The sequence below is a fragment of the Achromobacter sp. SLBN-14 genome (genome assembly GCF_006715415.1).
Taxonomy (GTDB): Bacteria; Pseudomonadota; Gammaproteobacteria; order Burkholderiales; family Burkholderiaceae_B; genus Achromobacter; species Achromobacter mucicolens.
Map to the genome: position 1 here is coordinate 3,651,199 of NZ_VFNE01000001.1, position 21,876 is coordinate 3,673,074.

General features: G+C 67.0%; 18 protein-coding genes. 10 read left to right on the forward strand and 8 right to left on the reverse strand.

Annotation, left to right across the window (positions count from 1 at the left end; translation table 11 throughout):
- Positions 1 to 54 precede the first annotated feature (54 nt).
- From FBY20_RS16555 to FBY20_RS16580, 6 genes are all read right to left on the reverse strand, one after another.
- Positions 55 to 1,002 (reverse strand): sensor domain-containing diguanylate cyclase, encoded by a 948-nt coding sequence (locus FBY20_RS16555; protein ID WP_142053468.1) that lies wholly within the window; start codon positions 1,000 to 1,002, stop codon positions 55 to 57.
- Positions 1,003 to 1,115: 113 nt separating this feature from the next.
- Positions 1,116 to 2,693, reverse strand: coding sequence for a serine hydrolase (locus FBY20_RS16560; RefSeq protein WP_142053470.1), 1,578 nt, complete (start codon positions 2,691 to 2,693; stop codon positions 1,116 to 1,118).
- A 7-nt stretch (positions 2,694 to 2,700) separates the two neighbouring features.
- Positions 2,701 to 3,870 carry a hypothetical protein gene (locus tag FBY20_RS16565; RefSeq protein ID WP_142053472.1) on the reverse strand — a complete coding sequence of 390 codons (1,170 nt, stop codon included), beginning with the start codon at positions 3,868 to 3,870 and terminating at the stop codon, positions 2,701 to 2,703.
- Positions 3,870 to 5,015: a D-alanyl-D-alanine-carboxypeptidase/endopeptidase AmpH gene (ampH, locus tag FBY20_RS16570; RefSeq protein WP_142053474.1), complete on the reverse strand. Its 1,146-nt coding sequence runs from the start codon at positions 5,013 to 5,015 to the stop codon at positions 3,870 to 3,872. The genes FBY20_RS16565 and ampH overlap by 1 nt, the downstream gene beginning before the upstream one ends.
- A gap of 153 nt (positions 5,016 to 5,168) precedes the next feature.
- A complete protein-coding gene (locus tag FBY20_RS16575) occupies positions 5,169 to 6,083 on the reverse strand; it encodes a GAF domain-containing DNA-binding protein (protein ID WP_235512773.1) in 915 nt (304 codons plus the stop codon).
- A 136-nt stretch (positions 6,084 to 6,219) separates the two neighbouring features.
- Positions 6,220 to 7,221: a LacI family DNA-binding transcriptional regulator gene (locus FBY20_RS16580; RefSeq protein ID WP_142053476.1), complete on the reverse strand. Its 1,002-nt coding sequence runs from the start codon at positions 7,219 to 7,221 to the stop codon at positions 6,220 to 6,222.
- A 224-nt stretch (positions 7,222 to 7,445) separates the two neighbouring features.
- Here FBY20_RS16580 and FBY20_RS16585 point away from each other — a divergent pair, with 224 nt between their 5' ends.
- From FBY20_RS16585 to FBY20_RS16610, 6 genes are all read left to right on the forward strand, one after another.
- The gene (locus FBY20_RS16585) at positions 7,446 to 8,588 is read left to right on the forward strand and encodes a mandelate racemase/muconate lactonizing enzyme family protein (protein WP_142053478.1); all 1,143 of its coding nucleotides are present in this window, start codon (positions 7,446 to 7,448) and stop codon (positions 8,586 to 8,588) included.
- Between the two features lie 86 nt (positions 8,589 to 8,674).
- On the forward strand, positions 8,675 to 9,637 hold the full coding sequence (locus FBY20_RS16590) for a tripartite tricarboxylate transporter substrate binding protein (protein ID WP_142053480.1): 963 nt from the start codon (positions 8,675 to 8,677) through the stop codon (positions 9,635 to 9,637).
- 242 nt (positions 9,638 to 9,879) lie between these two features.
- Positions 9,880 to 11,025, forward strand: a complete 1,146-nt coding sequence (locus tag FBY20_RS16595; protein ID WP_142056018.1) for a muconate/chloromuconate family cycloisomerase — start codon at positions 9,880 to 9,882, stop codon at positions 11,023 to 11,025.
- Positions 11,026 to 11,062: 37 nt separating this feature from the next.
- The gene (catA, locus tag FBY20_RS16600; protein WP_056326050.1) at positions 11,063 to 11,998 is read left to right on the forward strand and encodes a catechol 1,2-dioxygenase; all 936 of its coding nucleotides are present in this window, start codon (positions 11,063 to 11,065) and stop codon (positions 11,996 to 11,998) included.
- Between the two features lie 134 nt (positions 11,999 to 12,132).
- Positions 12,133 to 13,431, forward strand: a complete 1,299-nt coding sequence (locus FBY20_RS16605) for an MFS transporter (RefSeq protein WP_142056020.1) — start codon at positions 12,133 to 12,135, stop codon at positions 13,429 to 13,431.
- Positions 13,432 to 13,443: 12 nt separating this feature from the next.
- Positions 13,444 to 14,223 (forward strand): 1,6-dihydroxycyclohexa-2,4-diene-1-carboxylate dehydrogenase, encoded by a 780-nt coding sequence (locus FBY20_RS16610; RefSeq protein WP_142053482.1) that lies wholly within the window; start codon positions 13,444 to 13,446, stop codon positions 14,221 to 14,223.
- A gap of 19 nt (positions 14,224 to 14,242) precedes the next feature.
- On the opposite strand, the gene FBY20_RS16615 is transcribed toward FBY20_RS16610, so the two are convergent.
- Positions 14,243 to 14,701, reverse strand: coding sequence for a response regulator (locus FBY20_RS16615; protein ID WP_254595344.1), 459 nt, complete (start codon positions 14,699 to 14,701; stop codon positions 14,243 to 14,245).
- A 315-nt stretch (positions 14,702 to 15,016) separates the two neighbouring features.
- Here FBY20_RS16615 and FBY20_RS16620 point away from each other — a divergent pair, with 315 nt between their 5' ends.
- From FBY20_RS16620 to FBY20_RS16635, 4 genes are read left to right on the forward strand one after another with little or no spacing between them, the layout of a single operon-like run.
- Positions 15,017 to 18,442 carry a response regulator gene (locus FBY20_RS16620; RefSeq protein ID WP_142053484.1) on the forward strand — a complete coding sequence of 1,142 codons (3,426 nt, stop codon included), beginning with the start codon at positions 15,017 to 15,019 and terminating at the stop codon, positions 18,440 to 18,442.
- Between the two features lie 33 nt (positions 18,443 to 18,475).
- Positions 18,476 to 19,315 (forward strand): protein-glutamate O-methyltransferase CheR, encoded by an 840-nt coding sequence (locus FBY20_RS16625; RefSeq protein WP_142053486.1) that lies wholly within the window; start codon positions 18,476 to 18,478, stop codon positions 19,313 to 19,315.
- On the forward strand, positions 19,312 to 19,932 hold the full coding sequence (locus FBY20_RS16630; RefSeq protein WP_056326061.1) for a chemotaxis protein CheB: 621 nt from the start codon (positions 19,312 to 19,314) through the stop codon (positions 19,930 to 19,932). Before FBY20_RS16625 ends, FBY20_RS16630 begins: the two co-directional genes overlap by 4 nt.
- 20 nt (positions 19,933 to 19,952) lie before the next feature.
- Positions 19,953 to 21,128, forward strand: a complete 1,176-nt coding sequence (locus FBY20_RS16635) for a response regulator (RefSeq protein WP_142053488.1) — start codon at positions 19,953 to 19,955, stop codon at positions 21,126 to 21,128.
- An 8-nt stretch (positions 21,129 to 21,136) separates the two neighbouring features.
- Here the strand turns inward: FBY20_RS16635 and FBY20_RS16640 are convergent, their stop codons facing one another.
- Positions 21,137 to 21,781 carry an NTP transferase domain-containing protein gene (locus tag FBY20_RS16640; RefSeq protein ID WP_142053490.1) on the reverse strand — a complete coding sequence of 215 codons (645 nt, stop codon included), beginning with the start codon at positions 21,779 to 21,781 and terminating at the stop codon, positions 21,137 to 21,139.
- Positions 21,782 to 21,876 lie beyond the last annotated feature (95 nt).

Genomic DNA, 21,876 nt, shown 5'->3' on the forward strand with positions numbered 1-21,876 from the left:
ACATTTTGTTGCACTGCAATACGGGGAACTACGGGTGAAAAAGGCGGATCGGCGCTATTGGCCCACCTGCACATGCTCCACGCGGTTTCGCCCGTTGTTCTTGGCCAGGTACAGCGCCTGATCCACGCCCTTGATGAAATCGGCCGCCGTCACCGGGCCGGCCGGCGACACCGTGCCCGCGCCGGCGCTGACCGTGACGCGCCTGCCGTGCGGCGACAGCGCGTGGACGATGGCCTTTTTCTGAAGCTGGCGCTGGCAGCGTTCGGCGACTTTGCGGGCGATCTCGGCGTCGGCCTCGGGCAGCAGCACCACGAATTCCTCTCCGCCGTAGCGCGCAACCAGGTCGCGCGGCCCATCCAGCGCCAGGCTCAGCGTCTGGGCGATTTCGATCAGGCACTTGTCGCCCTGCGTGTGGCCGTACAGGTCGTTGTATTGCTTGAAGAAATCGACGTCGAAGAGCAGTACCGACAGGGGCTGCCCCTCGCTGCGCGCACGCTCCCATTCCAGTTCGAAACTGCTGTCGAAGCGCCGGCGGTTGGCGATGTTGGTCAAGCCATCCTTGAAGGACAGCACCTCCAGCTCTTTCTGCAGGCTGAGCAGCTTTTCCTCGGTCTTCTTGCGTTCGGTGATGTCGAACATGAAGCCGATCAAGGCCTCGGGCTCTCCGCTTTCCGTGCGCACGACGTGAACCACGTCGCGGATCCAGACGTACCCGTTGTCGCGAGTCAGCGCCCGGTAGTCGGCCTCGTGGTCGATGCCGGCCGGGGACTGCGAGACGCAGAAGTTCACCACGTATTCGCGATCCTCGGGGTGCATGCGCATGGCCCAGTCCTCCACGCTGACCCAGCTGTCGGCGCGCCAGCCCAGCAACGCTTCGATCTGGGGGCCGATATAGGCGAACTTCATGGTGGCCCAATCGATCTTCCAGGGAATCGCCTTGGTCGATTCCAGCAAAGTCCTGTACACCGCGTTGTCGTTGAGAAGCGTGCTGTCGTCGGCCATGCTCGATCCTTCGTGGATTCCGATGAACGGGCACTGTAGCCCGAAGCGTGTGGTGGCGGGAATGGTGGGACGCGATCCGGCGAATGTCGACATTCGACCCGCGCCCGCCCGCTTTACTTTCGGACCCAGCGCCCCAGTCCGGCGCCGTCGTAGTACTGGATGTCAAAGCCCTGGGCCCGGCCCTTGTCCATCTTGAAGACAATCGATGCGCGCGAGCCGATCATTTCGGCTTCGCCGGCCGGCGAAAAGGCGAACGTGTCGCCGTCCCAGTGGCTTACGGGAAAGCGCATGTCCTTGGGGCCGAGCACCAGCGTCAGCGCGCCTTTCGCCTCCTCGATCCGGGCGGGGCCGTAATAGGGGTTGTCGAACGTGCCGGCGTATTGCGGCAAGGCTTTGGCCGCGGCGGGCTTGGCGGGGGCGGCTTTCCCGGTCAGATCGGCCTGTGGCTCGAACAGCACCTTCATGGCGCCGTGGTACGCCGCAAACCAGTCGCGGCTCGGCTGGCCGTACAGCGCGGTGTCGATGAATGTGGCCGCGACGGCTTCCGCCGCGCCCACCGGGGCGCCATTGGTCAGCACGACGATGCCGGTGCCGGCGGAAGGCACGATGCGAAACGTCGTTCCCGTGCCCACCAGGAATGCGCCGGAATGTCCCATCGACGGCCGTCCGCCCGTTTCCGTGTTGACGTTGAATCCATAGCCATAAAAGCCGGAACGCGCATCCACATCGGGCGCGCGCGCACTGAAGGCCTGAGGCGACAGCGCTGGCAGCAATGCGCCGGGGGCGGCCAGCGGCTTGCCCTGGTGCTGCCCGTTGGCCAGCAGCAGCTTCAGCCACTGCGCCAGATCCACCACCGTCGAGGACACGCCGCCCGCGGGCGCCTGGGCATCGGCGTTGCGCTGGCCCGCCCGTACGAAGCGGCCGTTCTGGTAGGCATGCAGCAAGGCGCGATTGGCATGGGCCTCGAAGGCTGCATGGCGGTAACTCGTCGAAGCCATGCCCAGCGGCTTGAACAGCTGCTCGTCGGCAAGCTGCTCCCAGGGTCGTCCCGCTGACTTGGCCACGGCCTCGGCGCCTATCGTGGTGCTGAAGTTGGCGTAGTGGTACGACGTGCGAAAAGGGGTGAGCGGCACGAGGCGCAGGCGCGCGATGACGTCGTTGCGGGAAAAGCCCAGGTCCTCCAGATCGTCTCCCGCCGTGCCCGGCAGCCCGGTGCGGTGCGCGAAGAAGTCGCCGATGGTGGCGTGTTGGGACACATAGGCGTTGCTGAGCGCAAAGCCGGGCAGGTGACGCGACACGGGGTCGTCCCACGCCACCTTGCCCCGCGTGATTTCGATGGCCGCGACGGTTGCCGACAACGACTTGGAGATGGACGCGATCTGGAACACGGTGTTGGCATCCACCGGCGCGTCCTTGCCGGCCTCGCGCGTGCCGTAGCCTTGCGCCAGCACGGTCTTGCCGTCGATGACGACGGCCACGGCAAGGCCGGGCACATGGCTGCGTTTCATGATGTCCGTGACGATGCCGGGCAAGTCCCGCACGGCGCGTTCGCGGCTGCCGGCCGGGATGGCGACCGCGTCCGCCGGCGGGTAGTCGGCGCGGGTAATCGGCACCGGCTGCGACCCGGCCGGCATGACGCCGCCCAGGGCCAGAACGATCGTTGCGGTGATGCGCGTGATGGTGTTGTTCATGTCGGCCTCAGAATCCTGCCTGGTAAGCGATGCGGAAAACGCCCTGGTTGATGCGCAGGGCCTGGTCACGCTGATGCGTCAGCCCGGCCTGCACGATCAATCCCAAGGGCGTGACGTAGGTGACTGCGCCCGAAACTCCCCAATCCGTGCCGTCCTGCAAGCCATGCCGCGCCAGTGTCTGGCCGCCGCCGGTCAGCTTGCGCGCGGCGGCCGTCGCGGTAACCTGCCAGCGGTCACGAGACAACGACACCGAGGTTACGCCATTGCCGTTGGCGACCGGCGCGCCGCGAAAGGCGCTGGAGTAGGTGGCTTCGTTGAACCAGTTCAGGTGCCATGCGTTGCCCAGCGGCGTGTCGTAGCTCAGGCGGGCCGATACCGTGTTGGCGCTTTTTCCCTGGACCGGATCCAGGTGCAGCCGGCCGGCGTCCACCCCGCCCGAGACGCCCGGCAATCCGGGCAGATCGCGAAAGTCGTACGACACGACGAATGACTTGAGCTGGTCGCTGAACAGGGGCGGTTCATCGGGCCCGAGCAGGCCGCCGTCCAGGCTGAACCGGCGGTTCATGGCGGTGTTGTCGCGCTTGAACAGGATGACGGCGACCGAGTGCGCGCCGCGGCCCGCGGTGTCCAGCGTGTAGCGTCCGCCCACGCCGATCGAGCCGCGGAATTCCGAGTTCTCGTTGAATCCCGAATACAGGCCGTCCACGATGTGCCAGGCGTCGCCAAATCCCAGGTCCATCTTGCCGCCGTAGAGCGCGTAGTTGTCGGCGGTGTAGGCGGCAAAAAGGTTGTCCAGATTCACGCCCAGATCGGAAAACGCGTTGTCCTTGGTGTCGTTGGTGGACGAGTTGAAGGTTGCCTTGGTCCGGACCGAGAACGCCCGCGTCAATTGCAGCACCAGCGCCGCCTCGGCCGTCGGTTGCACGCTGCTCCAGTGCGAGCGAGGCAGCTGGCCGTTGTCGTCCCGCACGCCAAAAAAGCCCGTGTAGCCAGTCATCATCAGAAATCTGCCGTTCAGGCGCGGATACGAGTCGTCGCCGCCCGACAGGTCGCTGTAGGGCGTAAGGAAGATTTCGGTCTTGAAAATGTCTTGCGCCTGCTGCGCCCACGCGCCCTGCGCGGCCCACGCCAGCAACAGCGCCGCTGCGGCCAGGCGCGGCGCACGAAGGCGCCGCATCACCGGCCCAGCTCGGCCGCCAGTTCGCGCACCTGCGCATGGATGTTGTTGAACATCCCGAAGTTCACCCGGCTGGCGACGACGAACACGCCCAGGTCGCGGTTGGGCGACAGGACGGCGTAGGACATGAAGCCGCCGATGCCGCCGCTCTTGCCCAGCAGGAACGGCGTGCCGTTGCGCGGCAGGGTCACCACCCAGCCCAGCCCCATGCCGTCGCCATCCGTGACTTCCGTGCCCACGACGGACTTCAGCCCGTCGTACGGCAGCCACATCGTGTGGGCCAGGAGCGCGGCCTCGCGGGCTTGCCGGGCGCCATCCAGATGCCAGCGCATCCAGCGCACCATGTCGTCCGCCGTGGCATAGATTCCGGCGCTGGAGTACATGATGTCGGGCGCCACCGCATTGGGATCCGGCTTGTCGAAGGGATCCAGACCGGTCATCAGACGTTTTTTCTGCGCCTCGGTCAGCATGTTGGTGGCGTCGGTCATGCCGGCGGGCTTGAAGACCTCGTTGGCGAGCACGGTCGAATAGTCCGCGCCGCCCGCCTTGGCCAGCGCGTCGCCCAACAGGCCATAGCCCAGGTTGGAGTACAGCGTGGTGGTGCCCGGCGCATAGGCCGGCTTGTGGGTGCCCATCCACTTCCAGTAATAGGCGCGGTCGAAGGCGTTGAACGGGTTGTCGGAGGGCTTGGCGTCGGGATTGGGCAATTCGCGGGGCAGGCCGGCCGAATGCGTTGCCAGGTCCAGCAGCGTGATCGGCCGGCCGTTGGCGTCGACCTTGGCTTGATCGGGCGCGTACTTCGCAAGCGGATCGGTCAGCTTGAGCTTGCCCTTGGCCGCCAACGACGCGAGCACATCGCCGGCAAACACCTTGGACACCGACGCGATGCGGAAAATGGATTGGCCGTCGGGTTCGACGCCGCTGCCGGGCGCGGTCTCGCCATAGCCCTGCACAACGACGTCATTGCCGCGCACCGCCGCGATGATCAGGGCGGGCGCGCCGGCGTTCAGGTAGAGCTGCATGCCGGCCATGGAAACGGCATCCTGCAGGGCAAGGTCAGTTGCCCGGGCCGGGCCGGAAGCCAGTGCGCAGACAGCGCTCAAGGCAAGAAGGGAGATGCGCGGCAGAAGGCGGGACGTCAGCATGCGGTTCTCTCGAAGAGGCGCGGCTGGGGGTGTCCCGTCCGCATGCCGCGATGATCCCAAAATCCGCCGACGCAGCCATCTGCGCCAGGATGAAACAACATTCCCGCATGATGAATGGCATATTGGGCGGCGCCGCAACCGGCAAACCCGGGCTCAAAGCCCCATGCGCTCGCGCAGCGGCTTGCGATAGGCGCGGGACACCGGCCAGGCGTCGTCCACGGCCCGCATCCGGATCTGCCACTTGTCGACGCTTCTGCGGTCCACGTCCATGACATGCAACGCGTTCGCAATGGCGGTGCGGTGCACCCGGAAGAATGTCTGCTCGGGCAGCAGCGTCGACCAGACGCCGAGCGCGCGCGAGTCCAGCACCATCGATCCGTCCTCAAGCCAGATTTCGCTGTAATTGCCGGCTGAGCGCACGCCGACGATGGCCTCTGGCTGCACGCCGCGGACCACGCCGCGCATGCTCAGGTACACCACTGACGCGGCAGGGTTGCCCAGCGGCGCACGAGTGCGGCCGCTGCCGTACTTGGCCTGACCGATGAGGTTCGCGCATTGGTACAGGGCGCCGACCTCGGCGGCGGACCAGTGCCGGTGGCGCAACGTGGTGTCAAAGCCGATGATGCCTTGCAGCTTGCCGTCATGAGAGACCGGCACGCTCAGCACGCTCTTGTTGCCCTGGCGCTGGAACTCGGCCTGGATGGTGCGCGCGGTGCGGGGCAGGTCGTTGACGTCGTGGATGGCGACTGCCTGGCCCTTGACCATGAAGCGGTGCAGCCAGGCGATCAGCGTGGTGGGCACATCCTGCAGCTCGGCGACGAAAGGTTCGGTCTGGCCGCGGCACCATTCGTGCGTATTGCGCAGCCGCAGCATGTCCGGGCGGTACTCGATCATCCAGGAGCGGTCGATGTCGGAGGTTTCACCCATGTAGGCAAGCTGCTCGGAGATCGCATCGTCCGCGGGCAGCTTGAGCAGGCTCATCGCGCAGTGGTAGACCCATTCCGATGACGGGTCCGGCTGGAGCAGGGTGACGGGGTGAGTCTGGTATTGGCCAACATCATCCTTCACGGGCGGATCCTCTTGAGGCGGCGACGCGCTTCGGGGGCGCGCTGTCGGACGCGCGCGGCTCGGCGGAATTCTCCTACCGGCGGCGCGGCATGACAACTGCCGGTCGCGGCCAGGAGCCCAGCCAGGTGACACCTGGCTACGTTGCCGCACAGCCGCCCGTCGACTCGCGCTCGACGATCTGGAAACCCACGTCGATGATGCGCTCCTGCGTGCTCTCGCCGCGGCAGCGCGCCATCAGGATGCGCGCGGCCTGCGCGCCGATGTTCGCGCCGTCGACCTGCACGGTGGTCAGCGACGGCGCCAGATGCGCGGCAAAATCAGCGCCGCCAAACCCGCAGACCGCCAGGTCCTGCGGCACGCGCAGGCCGCGCACGCGCGCTTCGGTCAGCACGCCCTCGGCAAGCGCGTCGGCGCTACAGAAAATGGCCTGCAGGCCGGGCGCCTTGTCGAACAGTTCGGCGGCGGCGCGCCGGCCGGACGCCACATTGCTGGGCGCCGGTACCACGGCCGTGGGCACGTCGTGGCCCAAGGTTTCCAGAAAGCCCGCGCGGCGCACGGCGGCGCGCTGGTCGTCGCCGGTTGCCAGCCCCACGTTGCGCCATCCCTTGGACAGGAAGAATTCGGCCACGGCGTTACCCACCCGCCGGTGCGAAAAACCCACCAGCATGTCGAGCGGGTGGCCGGTCAGGTCCCAGGTCTCGACGACGGGGATGCCGATTTCGCGCAGGCGGTGCGCGGCCGGTATGTCGCTCAGCAGGCCGGCGACGACGACGCCGTCGACCCGGCGTCCCGCCATGGCATTGAGCAAGGCTTCCTCGCGGCCGCGGTCATAGCCCATCTGTCCCAGGATGAGCTGGTAGCCGTCGCGGTCGAGCTCGGCGGTCAAGGCCTCGATGGTGGGCAGGAACTGCGGCACCGAGATGATCGGGACCAGCGCCGCGACGGTGTGGCTGCGCCGCGACTTCAGGCCGCCGGCCAGCAAGTTCGGGATGTAGCCCGTTTCCGTCACGGCCTGCTGGACTTTCGCGATGGTGGCCTCGGAGACGCGCCCCGGGTTGCCGAGCGCGCGCGAAGCGGTGATGAGCGACACGCCAGCGGCGCGGGCGACGTCATGCAGGGTGATGGACTTGGGCTTCATGGGATGGAAGGATAGTACGGGTATGTACGGATCGCGACGCGGCTTGCCGTGAATTTTGGACAACGTTATCATGACCGCCAGCTGCCACGTTCTCATCGCCGTCGCCAGCAAGGCTCCGCATCCCGGCGCTTTTTATTTGGCCACGAATGACAACGTTGTCCATTGGCTTGGACATCCCAGCGCCTGCTGCCTGCAATGCCCATTCAAGACACCTGGAGACTCCCATGACCGCCTCGATCCCCGCCGACCGCATCGCCTGGATGCGCATCTCGTCCTGCTATCTGCCGCTGGCCACCCCGATCAGCGACGCGAAAGTGCTGACCGGCCGGCAAAAGCCGATGACCGAGGTCGCGATGCTGTTCGTCGAAGTGCAGACCGAAAACGGCGACGAAGGCATCGGCCTTAGCTACTCAAAGCGCGCCGGCGGCCCGGGCCAGTTTGCCCATGCCAAGGAGATCGCGCCTGTCCTGATCGGCGAAGACCCCAGCGATATCGGCCGGCTCTGGACCAAGCTGTGCTGGGCCGGTGCGTCCGTGGGCCGCAGCGGCCTGTCCACGCAGGCCATCGCCGCGTTCGACGTGGCGCTTTACGACCTGAAGGCCCGCCGCGCCAAGCTGCCGCTTGCCAAGCTGCTGGGCGCCTATCGCGACTCGGTCGCTTGCTACAACACGTCGGGCGGATTTCTGCACACGCCGCTTGAGCAACTGCTTGTGAACGCCAGCGCGTCGCGCGAGCGCGGCATTGGCGGCATCAAGTTGAAGGTCGGCCAGCCCGACCGCCAGCTCGATATCCGCCGCGTCGAAGCCGTGCGCAAGCACCTGGGCGACGACGTGCCGCTGATGGTCGATGCCAACCAGCAATGGGACCGCCCGACGGCTCAGCGCATGTGCCGCATCTTTGAACAATTCAACCTGGTGTGGATCGAAGAGCCGCTGGACGCCTACGACCACGAAGGCCACGCCGCGCTGGCCGCACAGTTCGACACGCCGATCGCCACCGGCGAAATGCTGACCAGCGCGGCCGAGCACAGCGAGCTGATCCGCCACCGCGCCGCCGACTACGTGCAGCCCGACGCCCCGCGCGTGGGCGGCATCACGCCGTTCCTGAAGATTCTTTCGCAGGCCGAGCAGGCCGGCGCGATGCTGGCGCCGCACTTCGCGATGGAGCTGCACGTGCACCTGGCCGCCATCTATCCGACCGAACCGTGGGTCGAGCACTTCGACTGGCTGGAGCCGCTTTTCAACGAGCGGCTGGAGATCCGGGACGGCCGCATGCTGGTGCCCAACCGGCCGGGCCTGGGCATCTCGCTCAGCGATCAGGCGCGCGCCTGGACGCGTGAGCGCGTCGAGGTCGGCAAGCGGATCTGATCCATTTCCTGTTCCCGCCACGGGCCTTGCGGCGGGACGCATGCAACACCACCGGCGCGACAGACGCCATCCCAGAGGAGACTCGCATGAAAAAATGGTTCACCACGCTCGCACTTGGCCTGGCCGTCACGGCGTCGGCCCAGGCGCAGAACTGGCCGGCCAAGCCCGTCACGATGATCGTGCCGTTCCCGCCAGGCGGTTCGACGGACCTCATCGCCCGCACGGTGGCGCCCAAGCTGCAGGAAAAGTTTGGCGCCACCTTCGTGATCGAGAACAAGCCCGGCGCGGGCGGCACGCTGGGCGCCGGGCAGGCCAAGCGCGCCGCGCCCGACGGCTACACGATCCTGGTGTCGTCGCTTGGGCCCTTCGTGATCGGCCCGCATCTGGTCAAGGATCCTGGCTACGACGCGCTCAAGGATTTTGAATACATCACGGTGGCCGTGCAGGCGCCCAACGTGCTGGTGGTCAACGCCAACTCGCAGTTCCGCGACCTGAAGGGCGTGCTGGCGTACCTGAAGGCCAACCCGGGCCGCATGACGTTCGCCTCGGCGGGCAACGGCACCTCGGACCACCTGACCGCCGAACTGTTCTGGCAAGAGACCGGCACGCAGGCCACGCACGTGCCGTACAAGGGCGGCGCGCCCGCCATCGTGGACCTGCTGGGCGGCCAGGTCGACGCCAGCTTCAGCAACATCAACACCAGCCTCACGCACATCCAGTCCGGCAAGCTGCGCGCCCTGGCGGTCACGAGCGCGAAGCGTTCGCCCCTGCTGCCGGACGTGCCGACCATGGAAGAGTTGGGCCTGAAGGGCGTGACCGTGACGTCGTGGCAGGCGTTTGCCGGTCCCAGGAACATGCCCGCCGACGTTCGCGACAAGCTGCGCGGCGGCATCGTCGAGGCGCTGAACGACCCGTCGGTCAAACCGCGTCTGCTGGAACTGGGCTTTGAGATCGTTGGCAATACGCCGGCGGAATTCACCAAGTTCCAGGCCGACGAGTTTGCCCGGTGGAAGAAGGTGATCGAAGTGGGCAAGATCACGGCAAATTGATCTGGCCCGGGGGGCAGGAGGCGGTCCCGAGCGGGTGGTCCGCACCGTGTTCAGGCCTGATCGCTCCCGTTCGCTTCCAGCTCGATATAACCTGAAAAGTATCGGCCTTTGGCCCCGTTCCTCTGAGACGGGGCTTTTTATTTATGCCTTGAAGGTATCAATTCGGATTTTCAAAGTATTGGACGCGCAAAGTCGCCGGCTCTTATAAACGCCGTGTGACCACCTCTTCTACACCGCCGTCCATGCCCGCAGCCTTCATCGAACGCATCGAAACCTCTCTCGTCGACCTTCCCACCATCCGCCCGCACAAACTGTCGGTGGCCACGATGTATGGCCAGACGCTGATGCTGGTGAAGGTGTTCTGCAGCGACGGGGTGGTGGGAATCGGCGAAGGCACCACCATCGCCGGCATGGCGTACGGCCCGGAAAGCCCCGAGGCCATGAAGCTGTCGATCGATGCGTACTTCGCGCCCGCCATGATCGGCCAGGACGCCACGCGCATCCAGGCGCTGATGGCGCACCTGGGCAAGCTCGTCAAGGTCAATCACTTTGCCAAGAGCGCGCTGGAGACCGCGCTGCTGGATGCGCAGGGCAAGCGCCTGGGCGTGCCGGTCAGCGAACTGCTGGGCGGCCGCCGCCGGGACCGTCTGCCCGTGGCCTGGACGCTGGCATCCGGCGACACCACGCGCGACATTGCGGAAGCCGAACAGATGCTGCAAGAGCGCCGCCACCGCATCTTCAAGCTGAAGATCGGCGCGCGCGATCCGAAGACGGATATCGAGCACGTGGCCGCCATCAAGCGCGCGCTGGGCGACCGCGGTTCGGTGCGGGTCGACGTGAACATGGCGTGGAGCGAAACGCAGGCGGCCTGGGCGATTCCGGCCTTGGCGCAGGCGGGCTGCGAACTGGTGGAGCAGCCGGTGGCCAGTGCCGCGGCGCTGGCGCGGCTAATGCGCCGGTTTCCGGTGGCGCTGATGGCCGACGAGGTTTTGCAAGGCCCGGATACCGCGTTCGAGATCGCGCGCCAGCACGGCGCCGATGTCTTCGCCATCAAGATCGAGCAGAACGGCGGCCTTTTTGCGGCGCAGCGCGTGGCGGCGATTGCCGACGCGGCGGGCATCGAACTCTATGGCGGCACGATGCTGGAAGGCGCGGTCAGCACGGTGGCATCGGCCCACCTGTTTGCAAGCTTTGCCCAGCTGCAATGGGGCACGGAGCTCTTTGGCCCCTTGCTGATCACCGAGGAAATCCTGACGCAGCCACTGGACTACAGCGACTTCGAGCTGACCGTGCCGGCCGGCCCGGGTCTGGGCATCACGCTGGACGACGACCGCGTCAAGCGCTTCACGCGCGACGGACTGGTCAAGGTCACGAACAAGAAACACTGAACACACCAAACAAACAGATAACCCACTGGAGACAGACATGAGCCTCGACGTATTCAACACGAAGGAAGTGCAGGACCTGCTGAAGGCCGCGACCAATCTGGACGGCAGCGAAGGCAATCCGCGTTTCAAGCAGATTCTGAACCGCCTGTTGAGCGACCTTTTCAAGGCCATCGACGATCTGGACATCACGCCCGATGAAGTGTGGGCGGGCGTCAATTACCTGAATCAGCTTGGCCGCGACGGCGAGGCCGCGCTGCTGGCCGCCGGACTGGGCCTGGAGAAGTATCTGGACGTGCGCATGGACCACGAAGACAAGCTGGCCGGCCTGGATGGGGGCACGCCGCGCACCATCGAGGGCCCGCTCTACGTGGCCGGCGCGCCGGTGCGCGATGGCGTGTCGCGCATCGATGCCGATCCGGATGCCAACGCCGGTCCGCTGGTGATCCGCGGCATCGTGCGCGATACCGGCGGCGAGCCGCTGGCCAATGCGGTCGTCGAGTGCTGGCATGCCAATTCCAACGGCTTTTACTCACACTTCGACCCGACGGGCGCGCAGACCGACTTCAACCTGCGCGGCGCGGTGCGTACAGGCCCGGACGGCAAGTACGAGTTCCGCACCCTGATGCCGGTCGGCTATGGCTGTCCGCCCCAGGGCGCCACCCAGCAGCTGCTGGACGCGCTGGGCCGCCACGGCAACCGCCCGGCGCACGTGCACCTTTTTGTCAGCGCGGATCAGCACCGCAAGCTGACGACGCAATTCAATATCGAGGGCGATCCCCTCATCTGGGACGATTTCGCTTACGCCACCCGCGAAGCGTTGATCCCGCCGGTGACCGACAAGACCGGCGGCGCCGAACTGGGCCTGAAGGCAGACGCGTACAAGGAAATCGTCTTCGACGTCGTGCTCACGGGTCTTGTGCAAGGCAAGGACAACCAGATCGTCAATCGCCTGCGCGCGTCCGCCCAGGCCTGATCCCGGCAGGCATCGCCGTGACGCGATGCCGCCACCACCCCATACCTCATACCGATAACGGGCTCCGCGCGGAGCCCGGGGAGACTCTCATGGCCTCAACCCTCTCCATCCCGAGCCTGATCGATCAGGAACGGATGGGCGCCTTTCAATGGCGCGTCCTTGCCCTGTGCTTTCTGATCGCGCTGTTCGATGGCTTTGACACGCAGGCAATGGCGTTCACCGGGCCGGCGATCCTCGCGGCATTCAAGCTGCAGCCCGGCGAACTGGCGCCGATCCTCACGGCGGGCATCGTCGGCATGACGGTGGGCGCCATGACGCTGGGCCTGGTGGGCGACCGGATCGGCCGCCGTCCGGCGGCGCTGATCGGCGTGGCGGTGTTCGGGCTGGCGACGCTTGCGACGGCGGGCGCCACGCAAACGTGGCACATCCTTACGCTTCGGTTCATCGCGGGGTTGGGCATGGGCGGCTGCACGCCGATCGTGCTGGCGCTGGCGGCGGAATACGCGCCGGCACGCCATCGTGGCTCGGTGATCACCGGCGTGCTGCTGGGCCTGCCCGCGGGCGCCATGCTGGGCGGCCTGCTGGCCGCGCGCATGCTGCCGGTGATCGGTTGGGAGGGCATCTTCATCGTTGGCGGCGTGGCGCCGCTGCTGCTGCTTGGGGCGCTGGTCGTGCTGCTGCCCGAGTCGCTGCAATTCAAGGCCATGCGCGGCGACGCGGCGGGCCAGGGATATGTCGCCCGCATTCTGGCGAAGATCTCGCGCCAGCCGCTGCCGGCCGGCACGCGCTTCACGGTGCCGGAAGACGCGACGATCCGCGCCAGCGTCAAGGCGCTCTTTGCCGACGGCTATGCCCGCAAGACGCTGGCGATCTGGTCGGTGTACCTGCTGAACTGGGTGGCGTGGTTCATGCTGCTGTCGTGGCTGCCCACGGTGCTCAAGGCGGCGGGCTTGCCGGCAGACCAGGCCCCGATGGGCACGTTCACCGTGAACCTCGTGTTCATCGTGTGCGCCTTTCCGCTGTCCTACCTGATGCCGCGCGTGTCGACGCGGTCGCTGCTGATCGCGATGTTCGCGCTGGGCATTGCGGTGGCGCTGGGGCTGGGCTACGCGGGAACGGACTGGACGCTGGTGTTCATCCTGATCGGCGCGGCGGGCCTGGGCATCGGCGGCCAGCAGCTGGCGCTGAATTATCTGGTCATCGGCGCGTATCCGACGGCGCTGCGCGCCACCGCGACGGGCTGGTCCATCGGCATCGGCCGCGCCGGCGCCATCATCGGCTCGGCCATCGGCGGCACGTTCCTGGGCTGGTTCGGACCGTCGGGCTTTTTCATGGTGCTGGCCATTCCGCTGGCGGGCGCGCTGCTGGCCGTGCTGGCCGTGGACAACCGGTCGTCACAGCCCGCGCCGGGCGAGCTGTCGCGCGCGCATTGAGGGGGAGTCGGCATGAATCGATTTGAAAATCAGATCGCGCTGGTCACGGGCGCCGCGCAGGGGGTGGGACGCGCCACCGCCAAGCGGCTGGCGGCCGAAGGCGCCATCGTCGTCCTCGTCGATCGCGCCGCCGAACTGGGCGAGACTGTGGCCCGCGAGATCCGCGACGCCGGCGGGCAGGCGTCGTTCATCGACGCCGACCTGGAAACCCATGCGGGCGCGCAGCGGATGGTGCAGTACACGATGGACTCGCATGGCCGGATCGACGTGTCGGTGCACAACGTGGGCGGCACGATCTGGATGAAGCCCTTCTGGGAATACACGCCGGACGAGATGCAACGGGAGGTAACCCGGTCGCTCTGGCCAACGCTGTGGTCGTGCCGCGAGGTGATCCCGGTGATGCGCAAACAGGGCCGGGGCGCCATTGTGAACGTGGGCTCAAACGCCACCCGTGGCATTTATCGCGTGCCGTATTCCGCGTCCAAGGGCGGCGTGCACGCCGCCACCGTCTGCATGGCGCTGGAACTGGCCGAATCCGGGGTGCGCGTGAACGGCGTGGCGCCGGGCGCCCTGGACAATGGCGTGCGCGCCATCCCGCGCAACACCGAAGCACCTTCGGAGCAGGACCGCATCTGGCAGCGGGAAATGTATACGGATTGTCTGGCCGGAACGCCCATGCACCGCATGGGCAGCATGGAAGAGGTTGCCGCGGCGATCTGCTTTCTGGCGGCGCCCGAGGCGTCGTACATCACGGGTCAGGTGATGTACGTGGCGGGCGGGCACGTGGGGTGAGGACGCCGTTCAGGCGGCGTCATGCCGCCTGAACGAGCCGCTCCAGGCTGGCGGCGCCCAAGCGGCTGAAAGAGGCCGTCAGCCGGCCCGAACCTCCGCGCGCCGGCGAGGGCGGCTGCGCCGCCTGCGTCAGGCGGCGCACCGCCTTCAGCACTTCATCCGGGTTGGCCGGCTTGCGCATCAGGACCGCGCGTTCGCCGCAGGCTTCCAGCATTTCATGTTCGGGGCGGCCGCTCAGGACCAGCACGGGCGTTTCGTGCAGGTAGGCGTTTTCCCGCATGGCGGTCAGGAGGGCGCCGCCGTCCATGCCGGGCATGGACAGATCGGTGATGACGAGGTCGGGGCGCAGCGCAATCATCTGCTGCAGCGCGGTGAGTCCGTCGGTATGCGTCGTGACGTCATAGCCTTCGCTGCTCAGGAACTCGCTCATCAGGGCGACCAACGTGGGTTGGTCGTCCACCAAAAGGATTTTCTTCATGATTGTCAGTGCCGCGGACGGCTGGAATTCGGTTGTCTGCGCCATCGGCTGGCCGCGCGGTCACGCGGGCAGGGCCGGGACATGCCGGGCTAGGCGGCATCCGCGAGTAGGGGCGCAGTGCGTGCAGGCGAAATCCTAGGGCATGCCCGGGCTGATAGGGTGTCGTAGTTGTATCCATACGCAACCATCGGGCCGCAAGGACCTGTATAGTTCCACAGTTCGAAGGATTTCTATGGTGTTTTTCAATCCGCATAATCCTTCCGATCCTCGCATTGCGCGATTCGCGCGCCTTTCCTGATCTGGTAAATCGACCTCATGCTGAAATCGCCGCAGCCCGCCAGCCGCCTTGCCTTTCCTCGCACTCTGATGGCCGGATTCGTCTTGGCGGCGGTGGCCACGCTGGTCATCGCCTTCGTCAACGTCCGGTCCGCGGACACCCGGGCGCGCGCCGTCCAGGCCATGGACCGCGCCACCGAGTCGCTGCGACAGCTCAGCCTGTTCAATTCCGCCTTGAAAGACGCCGAGATCGGCCAGCGGGGATATCTGCTGACGGGCGACCCGTCTTATCTGGAACCCTACGTGCGCTCCGTGCCGCTGATCGAGCAGCGGTTGTCGGTCGTGAAGGATGCCGCGAATGACAATACCGCGCAGCGCCGGATCGCCAATGACATCGCCGGCATCACGCAGCAAAAGCTCAGCGAACTGAACAACACCATCGAAATGCGCAAGGCGGGCGACGCCGAGGGCGCAATGGCGGTGGTGCGGACCGATTCGGGCAAGGACGCCATGGACCGGCTGCGCGATCTGGTCGGCGAGCTCTACGCCCTGCAGATGGATCAGATCCAGCGCGAGCGGGATGCGTGGAACCAGGCCTCGACGATCTCGACCTACTACTCGTGGGGCGGCGCGCTGCTGCTGCTGGCCCTGATCGTGGCCTCGGCCGGCATGACCATCCGCGAATACCGCATCAAGGCGCGGCAGGCGTGGGTGACGACGGGCCTGTCCGGTCTCAGCATGCGGTTGCGGGGCGACCTGCGCCTGGATGAAATCGGCAGGCGGGCGCTGGATTACCTGGCCGAGTACCTGCATGCCAGTGTCGGCGCTGGGTATGTCGTCAACGGTGACGACCTGGAGCTTTTTGGCGGCTATGCGCTGCCGCCCGAGCGGCTGCCGCAAAAGATCCCGCTGGCGCAAGGCCTGGCCGGCCAGTCGGCCACGTCGCGCAAACTGCTGCACGTGCGCAATGTCCCCGCCGGCCACCTGGAAGTGTCGTCGGCCATGGGGCGCTCGACGCCGACCGAATTGGTGGTGGCGCCGGCCATGCAGTACGAGCGCGTGTATGCCGTGATCGAGCTGGGCTTCAATCATTCGGTCAGCGAGAGCGAGCGCAGCCTGCTCGAAGGCGCGTCGGAAATGCTGGCGTCGGCGATCCGGGCGGGCATGGACCGTTCGCGTCTGGAAGCGCTGCTGGCCGAGACGCAGCGCCAGTCCGAAGAGCTGCAGACCCAGCAGGAAGAGCTGCGCGTCAGCAACGAGGAGCTGGAGCAGCAAAGCCGCATCCTGCAGGAATCGCAGGCGCGCATGGAATTGCAGCAGACCGAGCTTGAGCAGACCAACCTCAACCTGGAATCCCAGACCGAACAGCTTCTGCGCGTGCAAAGCGCGCTGACGGACAAGGCGCGCCTTCTGACGCAGGCCAGCCAGTACAAGAGCGAGTTCCTGGCCAACATGAGCCACGAGCTGCGCACGCCGCTGAATTCGACGCTGATCCTGGCCAAGCTGCTGTCCGATAACAAGACGGGCAACCTGTCGGCCGACCAGGTGAAGTACGCCCAGACCATTCACGCGGCGGGACGCGACCTGCTGGCGCTCATCAACGACATCCTGGATCTGGCCAAGATCGAAGCCGGGCAGGCGACGGTGGAGGTCGAAGAGGTGGCGGTTGCCCCGGCCCTCCAGCGCCTCTTGGAGCCGTTGCAGCCGCTGGCCCAAGAGAAGGGGCTGACGCTGGAGCTGGATATCGCGCGCGACGTGCCCGACACCCTGCGCACGGATCCGCAGCGCCTGGGGCAGGTGCTGAAAAACCTGCTGTCCAACGCCATCAAGTTCACCGACAAAGGGTTCGTGGCGCTGCGCGTGGCGCGGGCCCCGGGGCGCATGGTGTCCTTTGCGGTGCACGATACCGGCATCGGCGTGCCCGCCGAACAGCACGAACTGATTTTCGAGGCGTTCCGCCAGGCCGACGGCAGCACGCACCGCAAGCACGGCGGCACCGGGCTGGGCCTGTCGATTTCGCGCGACCTGGCCAAGCTGCTGGGCGGCACGCTGTCGCTGACCAGCACCCCCGGGCAGGGCAGCGTGTTCACGCTGCTGCTGCCGATGAACCTGCTGGTCATTTCGCCCGCGCCGTCGGCCAACGACCGGACCGATGCGCCCGCGATGCCCGCGATCCCGGCGCAACCGGCCCCGGCCACGCCCGCCGTTCCCGCCACCTCTCAGGCCGACCCGCAAGCGCCGGCTGAGACCGCCGAATCGGATCCCGCGCAAACGTATGCCCGCACCATCCTCGTCATCGAGGACGACGAGCGCTTTGCCGGCATCCTGTCCGATCTGGCGCACGAGATGGGCTTTGGCTGCCTGACCGCGCATACCGCGACGGATGGCCTGGCGCTGGCGTCCCAGCGGCGGCCCGACGCGATCGTGCTGGACGTGAACCTGCCCGACTTTTCCGGCCTGGGCGTGCTGGATCAGCTCAAGCGCAATCCGGCCACCCGGCACATCCCGGTGCACATCGTGTCGGTGGCGGACTACGCGCAGGAAGCGCTGGTTCGCGGCGCGGTGGGCTACGCGCTCAAGCCGGTCAAGCGCGAGGAACTGGTGCACGCGCTGCACCGGCTGGAAGCCAAGTTCACGCAGAACGTGCGGCGCGTGCTGGTTGTCGAGGACGATGACCGCCAACGCGACAGCGTGCGCGAACTGCTGGCGCGCGACGACGTCGAGATCGTGCTGGCCGCCACTGCCGGCGATGCGCTGACGCTGCTGCGCGACACCACGTACGACTGCGTGGTCATGGACCTGAACCTGCCCGACATGAGCGGTTACGAACTCCTGCGCGAAATGGCCGAGCAGGACAGCGTGTCGTTCCCGCCGGTGATCGTGTACACCGGCCGCGCGCTGTCGCGCGACGAAGAACAGCAGCTGCGCCGCTTCTCCAAGTCGATCATCATCAAGGACGCGCGCTCGCCCGAGCGCCTGCTGGACGAGGTGACGCTGTTCCTGCACCAGGTGGAAGCCGAACTGCCGCCGCAGCAGCGCCAGATGCTGGAGCTGGCGCGCAGCCGCGACACCACGCTGGAAGGCCGCACCGTGCTGGTGGTGGAAGACGACGTGCGCAACGTGTTCGCGCTGTCCAGCATCCTGGAGCCCACCGGCCTGCACGTGGAGATCGCGCGCAACGGACGCGAGGCGCTGGATGCGCTGGGCCGCGCCGGCGTGAACGGCCACCGTGCGGTCGACCTGGTGCTGATGGACATCATGATGCCGGAGATGGACGGCTACACGGCCATGCGCGAGATCCGCGCGAGGCCCGAGTGGCGCCGGCTGCCCATCATCGCCCTGACGGCCAAGGCCATGAGGGACGATCAGGAGAAGTGCCTGGCCGCGGGCGCCAACGATTACATCTCCAAGCCGCTGGACGTCGAGCGCCTCTTGTCGCTGGTGCGCGTCTGGATGCGCAAGTAGGCCGGACCGGATCAGGACACAGCGATCACGCCCATGCCGACACAGAACAAGGCGCACATCGAAGACATCGAGCAGCGGCTGCTGCTCGATGCCATCTATCACCGGTATCACTATGACTTTCGCGAGTATGCGCAGGCCTCGCTGAAACGCCGCCTGCGCACCGCGCTGGGCGAGTTCGATTGCAGAACGCTGTCGCAACTGCAGGACCGCGTGCTGCACGATCCGGCCGTCTTCACGGGCCTTCTGCAGTACCTGACGGTGCAGGTCAGCGACATGTTCCGCGACCCCAGCTACTTTCTGGCGCTGCGCCGCGAGGTTTTGCCCATCCTTCGCACCTATCCCTCGATCAAGGTGTGGGTGGCCGGTTGCAGCGCCGGCGAAGAGGTCTATTCGCTGGCCATCCTGCTGCACGAGGAAGGCCTGCTGGACCGGTCGCTGATCTATGCGACCGATATCAATCCGCACGCGCTGCGCGCGGCCGAGCAGGGCGTCTTCGACCTGGACCGGGCGGCGGCCTTCACGGCCAACCACGCCCAGTCCGGCGGGCGCAGCTCGCTGTCGGACTACTACACGGCGCGCTATGGCCGCGTGGTGTTCGACAAGTCGCTGCGCGAACACATGGTGTTCTCCGACCACAGCCTGTCCACGGACAGCGTGTTCGCCGAAGTGCATCTGGTGTCGTGCCGCAACGTGCTCATCTACTTCGAGCGCGACCTGCAGAACCGGGCGCTGGGACTGTTCCACGATGCGCTGGTGCATCGCGGATTCCTGGGACTGGGGTCCCGGGAATCGGTCCGGTTCTCGGCGCAGGCCGACGGCTTTGACGACTTCGTGCTGGCGGACCGCATCTACCGCAAGAAGGCCGACCTGTGACCGCACGCGCACCGGACCCTCGTGCCGATGCGCAGGCCGCGGCCTCCTGGGATGCGATCGTCATCGGCGGATCCTCGGGCGCGATCGACGCCTTGAATGTCTTGCTGCCGGCGCTTCCGGCCGGCCTGCGCGCCGGTGTGGTGGTCGTGCTGCACCTGCCATGCGACCGGCGCAGCCTGTTGCCGGACATTTTTGGCTACCGCTGCGCGTTGACCGTGCTGGAAGCCCAGGACCAGCAGCCGATACAGCCCGGGAATGTGTATTTCGCGCCACCCGGCTACCACCTGCTGGTGGATCGGGGGCCGCGCCTGGCGCTGTCGATCGACCCGCCGGTGAATTTTTCGCGCCCGTCCATTGACGTGCTTTTTCAATCAGCGGCCGATTGTTATGGCGATCGGCTGCTGGGCGTGCTGCTGTCGGGCGCCAACGAGGACGGCGCCGAAGGCCTGGCCGCCATCCAGGCGGCCGGCGGCCGCACGCTGGTGCAGTCGCCTGAGTCGGCCCCCGTGCGCACCATGCCGGACGCCGCGCTGGCGCTGGTTCCGGCGGCGCGGGCCCTGACACCCGACGAGATTGCCGCCGTTTTCGCGCAGTTGCCCACGAGGCGGCTGCCCTGAGACCCAACCGCATTGACACCATGATCCCGACATCAGCCCCTTCCCACGACGACCGCATCAAATGCCTGCTGGTCGACGACATTCCGGAGAATCTGATTGCGCTCGAGGCGCTGCTTGCCAGCGACCGTGTCGAGGTGCTGAAGGCCCAATCCGGCCCGCAGGCGCTGGAGCTGCTGCTGCGCCACAGCGACGTCGCGCTGGCGTTGCTGGACGTGCAGATGCCCGACATGAACGGCTTCGAGCTGGCCGAACTGATCCGGGGCAGCGAGCGCACGCGCCACATTCCGCTGATCTTCATCACCGCCGGCTCGCGCGAGCAGAACTGGCAGTTCCGCGGCTACGAGAGCGGCGCGGTGGACTTCCTGTACAAGCCGGTGGACCCGTACATGCTGCGCAGCAAGGCGAACGTGTTCTTCGAACTGCACGAGCGCAAGCGTGCGCTGGCGCAGCAGCTGGAAGAACGCACCGAGGCACTGAGGGTGAACGAAATGTTCATGGCGGTGCTGAGCCACGACCTGCGTACGCCGCTTCAGGCCATCATCATGGGCGCCACGGTGCTGCAGCGCCGCGGCGACGACGAGCGCGTGGCCAGCCTGGCGCGGCGCATGCTGCAAAGCAGCGAGCGCATGTCGTGCCTGATCGAAGACCTGCTCGATGTGACGCGCATCCGCCAGGCGGGAGGCCTTGCGCTGTCGCCGGAAGCCCTGCGCATGGATGCGCTGGTCGAGCGCACGCTGGACGAGGTGCGCACGGGCTTTCCCGAGCGCCACGTGGAGTCGCTTAGCCGCGGCGACGCGGCCGGTTCATGGGACGGCGCGCGCATCTCTCAGGTCATCGCCAACCTGGTCGGCAACGCCTTGCATCATGGCAGCAAGAACGCGCCGGTTCGCGTCGAGGTCAATGGCGAGGCCCCGTGCGAGGTTGTCGTGACGGTGTCCAATGGCGGCACCATTCCGCCCGAGCTGCTCCCGCACCTGTTCAACCCGTTCCGCAGCGGCGCGCGCCGCCCCGGCGGTCATCACGGCCTGGGCCTGGGCCTGTTCATTGCGCAACAGATCGTGGCCTCGCATGGCGGGTGCATCAGCGTGGACTCGCGCGACGACGTGACGAGTTTCCGGGTGGCCCTGCCGCGGCATGCCGAGCCGGCCGGGGCGCCGGTGATCGGCCAGCGCGTCGGCAACGCGACGCCGGCCTGATTGCCGGTTTATTGGCTGTCCCGCCGCGCGGCCGCCAGGTCGTCCGGCGTATCCACATCCGCGCACACGCCCGCGTCGTCGACCGCGAGTTCGGTCACGCCATGACGCGCCAGCACGGCACGCGCGCCCACATCGCCCGACAGCGCCGCCAGCGCCGGCCAGATGGACCGCTGAAAGGCGACCGGATGGCCGCGCTGCCCGCGCCAGGCCGGCGCCACGATCGGATGCAGAAGCGCCGCCTGCGCTACCCGCAGGCAGGTGTCCGGGCGGATCCACGGCATATCGCCCAGCGCGACGAGGCAGGCTTGGATGTCCGCGCCGGCGGTCTGCATGACGTGGCGCGCGGCGGCAGCCAGGCTGTCGCCCATGCCGTCGGCGCGCGGATCGATCGTCACGACCTCGCACCCGGCCTGCGCCAGTAGCGCGGCGACGCGGTCGTTATCCGCGCGGGTGATCGCCACGACGCGCGTGGTGGCCGCGCGCAGCATCGCCGCGGCGGCGGCCACCACGGGCACGCCGTCCGCAAGGGGCGCAAGCAATTTGTCCTGCCCCCCGGCGGCGTCGGCATAACGCCGGCCGCGCCCGGCAGCAAGCAGGATGCCCAGGCAGCGCGGGGGCGGCGCGTTGTCCGGATTGGTTTCGAGATCGAACATTTTCTTGTCAGGTTGGCGTGGCGGCCGGGCGATTGCCGTCGCTATCATCGATTGTTGATGACGATCTTATCGGGAATTCCAGGATGCCATGCACG

Bases quoted from the DNA above. Each gene is read 5' to 3' on its own strand.
- FBY20_RS16625 (WP_142053486.1), top strand. From the start codon at position 18,476: ATGCCGACACAGAACAAGGCGCACATCGAAGACATCGAGCAGCGGCTG.
- FBY20_RS16590 (WP_142053480.1), top strand. From the start codon at position 8,675: ATGAAAAAATGGTTCACCACGCTCGCACTTGGCCTGGCCGTCACGGCG.
- FBY20_RS16615 (WP_254595344.1), bottom strand. From the start codon at position 14,701: ATGAAGAAAATCCTTTTGGTGGACGACCAACCCACGTTGGTCGCCCTG.
- FBY20_RS16580 (WP_142053476.1), bottom strand. From the start codon at position 7,221: ATGAAGCCCAAGTCCATCACCCTGCATGACGTCGCCCGCGCCGCTGGC.
- catA (WP_056326050.1), top strand. From the start codon at position 11,063: ATGAGCCTCGACGTATTCAACACGAAGGAAGTGCAGGACCTGCTGAAG.
- FBY20_RS16620 (WP_142053484.1), top strand. From the start codon at position 15,017: ATGCTGAAATCGCCGCAGCCCGCCAGCCGCCTTGCCTTTCCTCGCACT.
- FBY20_RS16560 (WP_142053470.1), bottom strand. From the start codon at position 2,693: ATGAACAACACCATCACGCGCATCACCGCAACGATCGTTCTGGCCCTG.
- ampH (WP_142053474.1), bottom strand. From the start codon at position 5,015: ATGCTGACGTCCCGCCTTCTGCCGCGCATCTCCCTTCTTGCCTTGAGC.
- FBY20_RS16610 (WP_142053482.1), top strand. From the start codon at position 13,444: ATGAATCGATTTGAAAATCAGATCGCGCTGGTCACGGGCGCCGCGCAG.
- FBY20_RS16605 (WP_142056020.1), top strand. From the start codon at position 12,133: ATGGGCGCCTTTCAATGGCGCGTCCTTGCCCTGTGCTTTCTGATCGCG.
- FBY20_RS16595 (WP_142056018.1), top strand. From the start codon at position 9,880: ATGCCCGCAGCCTTCATCGAACGCATCGAAACCTCTCTCGTCGACCTT.
- FBY20_RS16585 (WP_142053478.1), top strand. From the start codon at position 7,446: ATGACCGCCTCGATCCCCGCCGACCGCATCGCCTGGATGCGCATCTCG.
- FBY20_RS16635 (WP_142053488.1), top strand. From the start codon at position 19,953: ATGATCCCGACATCAGCCCCTTCCCACGACGACCGCATCAAATGCCTG.
- FBY20_RS16555 (WP_142053468.1), bottom strand. From the start codon at position 1,002: ATGGCCGACGACAGCACGCTTCTCAACGACAACGCGGTGTACAGGACT.
- FBY20_RS16565 (WP_142053472.1), bottom strand. From the start codon at position 3,870: ATGCGGCGCCTTCGTGCGCCGCGCCTGGCCGCAGCGGCGCTGTTGCTG.
- FBY20_RS16640 (WP_142053490.1), bottom strand. From the start codon at position 21,781: ATGTTCGATCTCGAAACCAATCCGGACAACGCGCCGCCCCCGCGCTGC.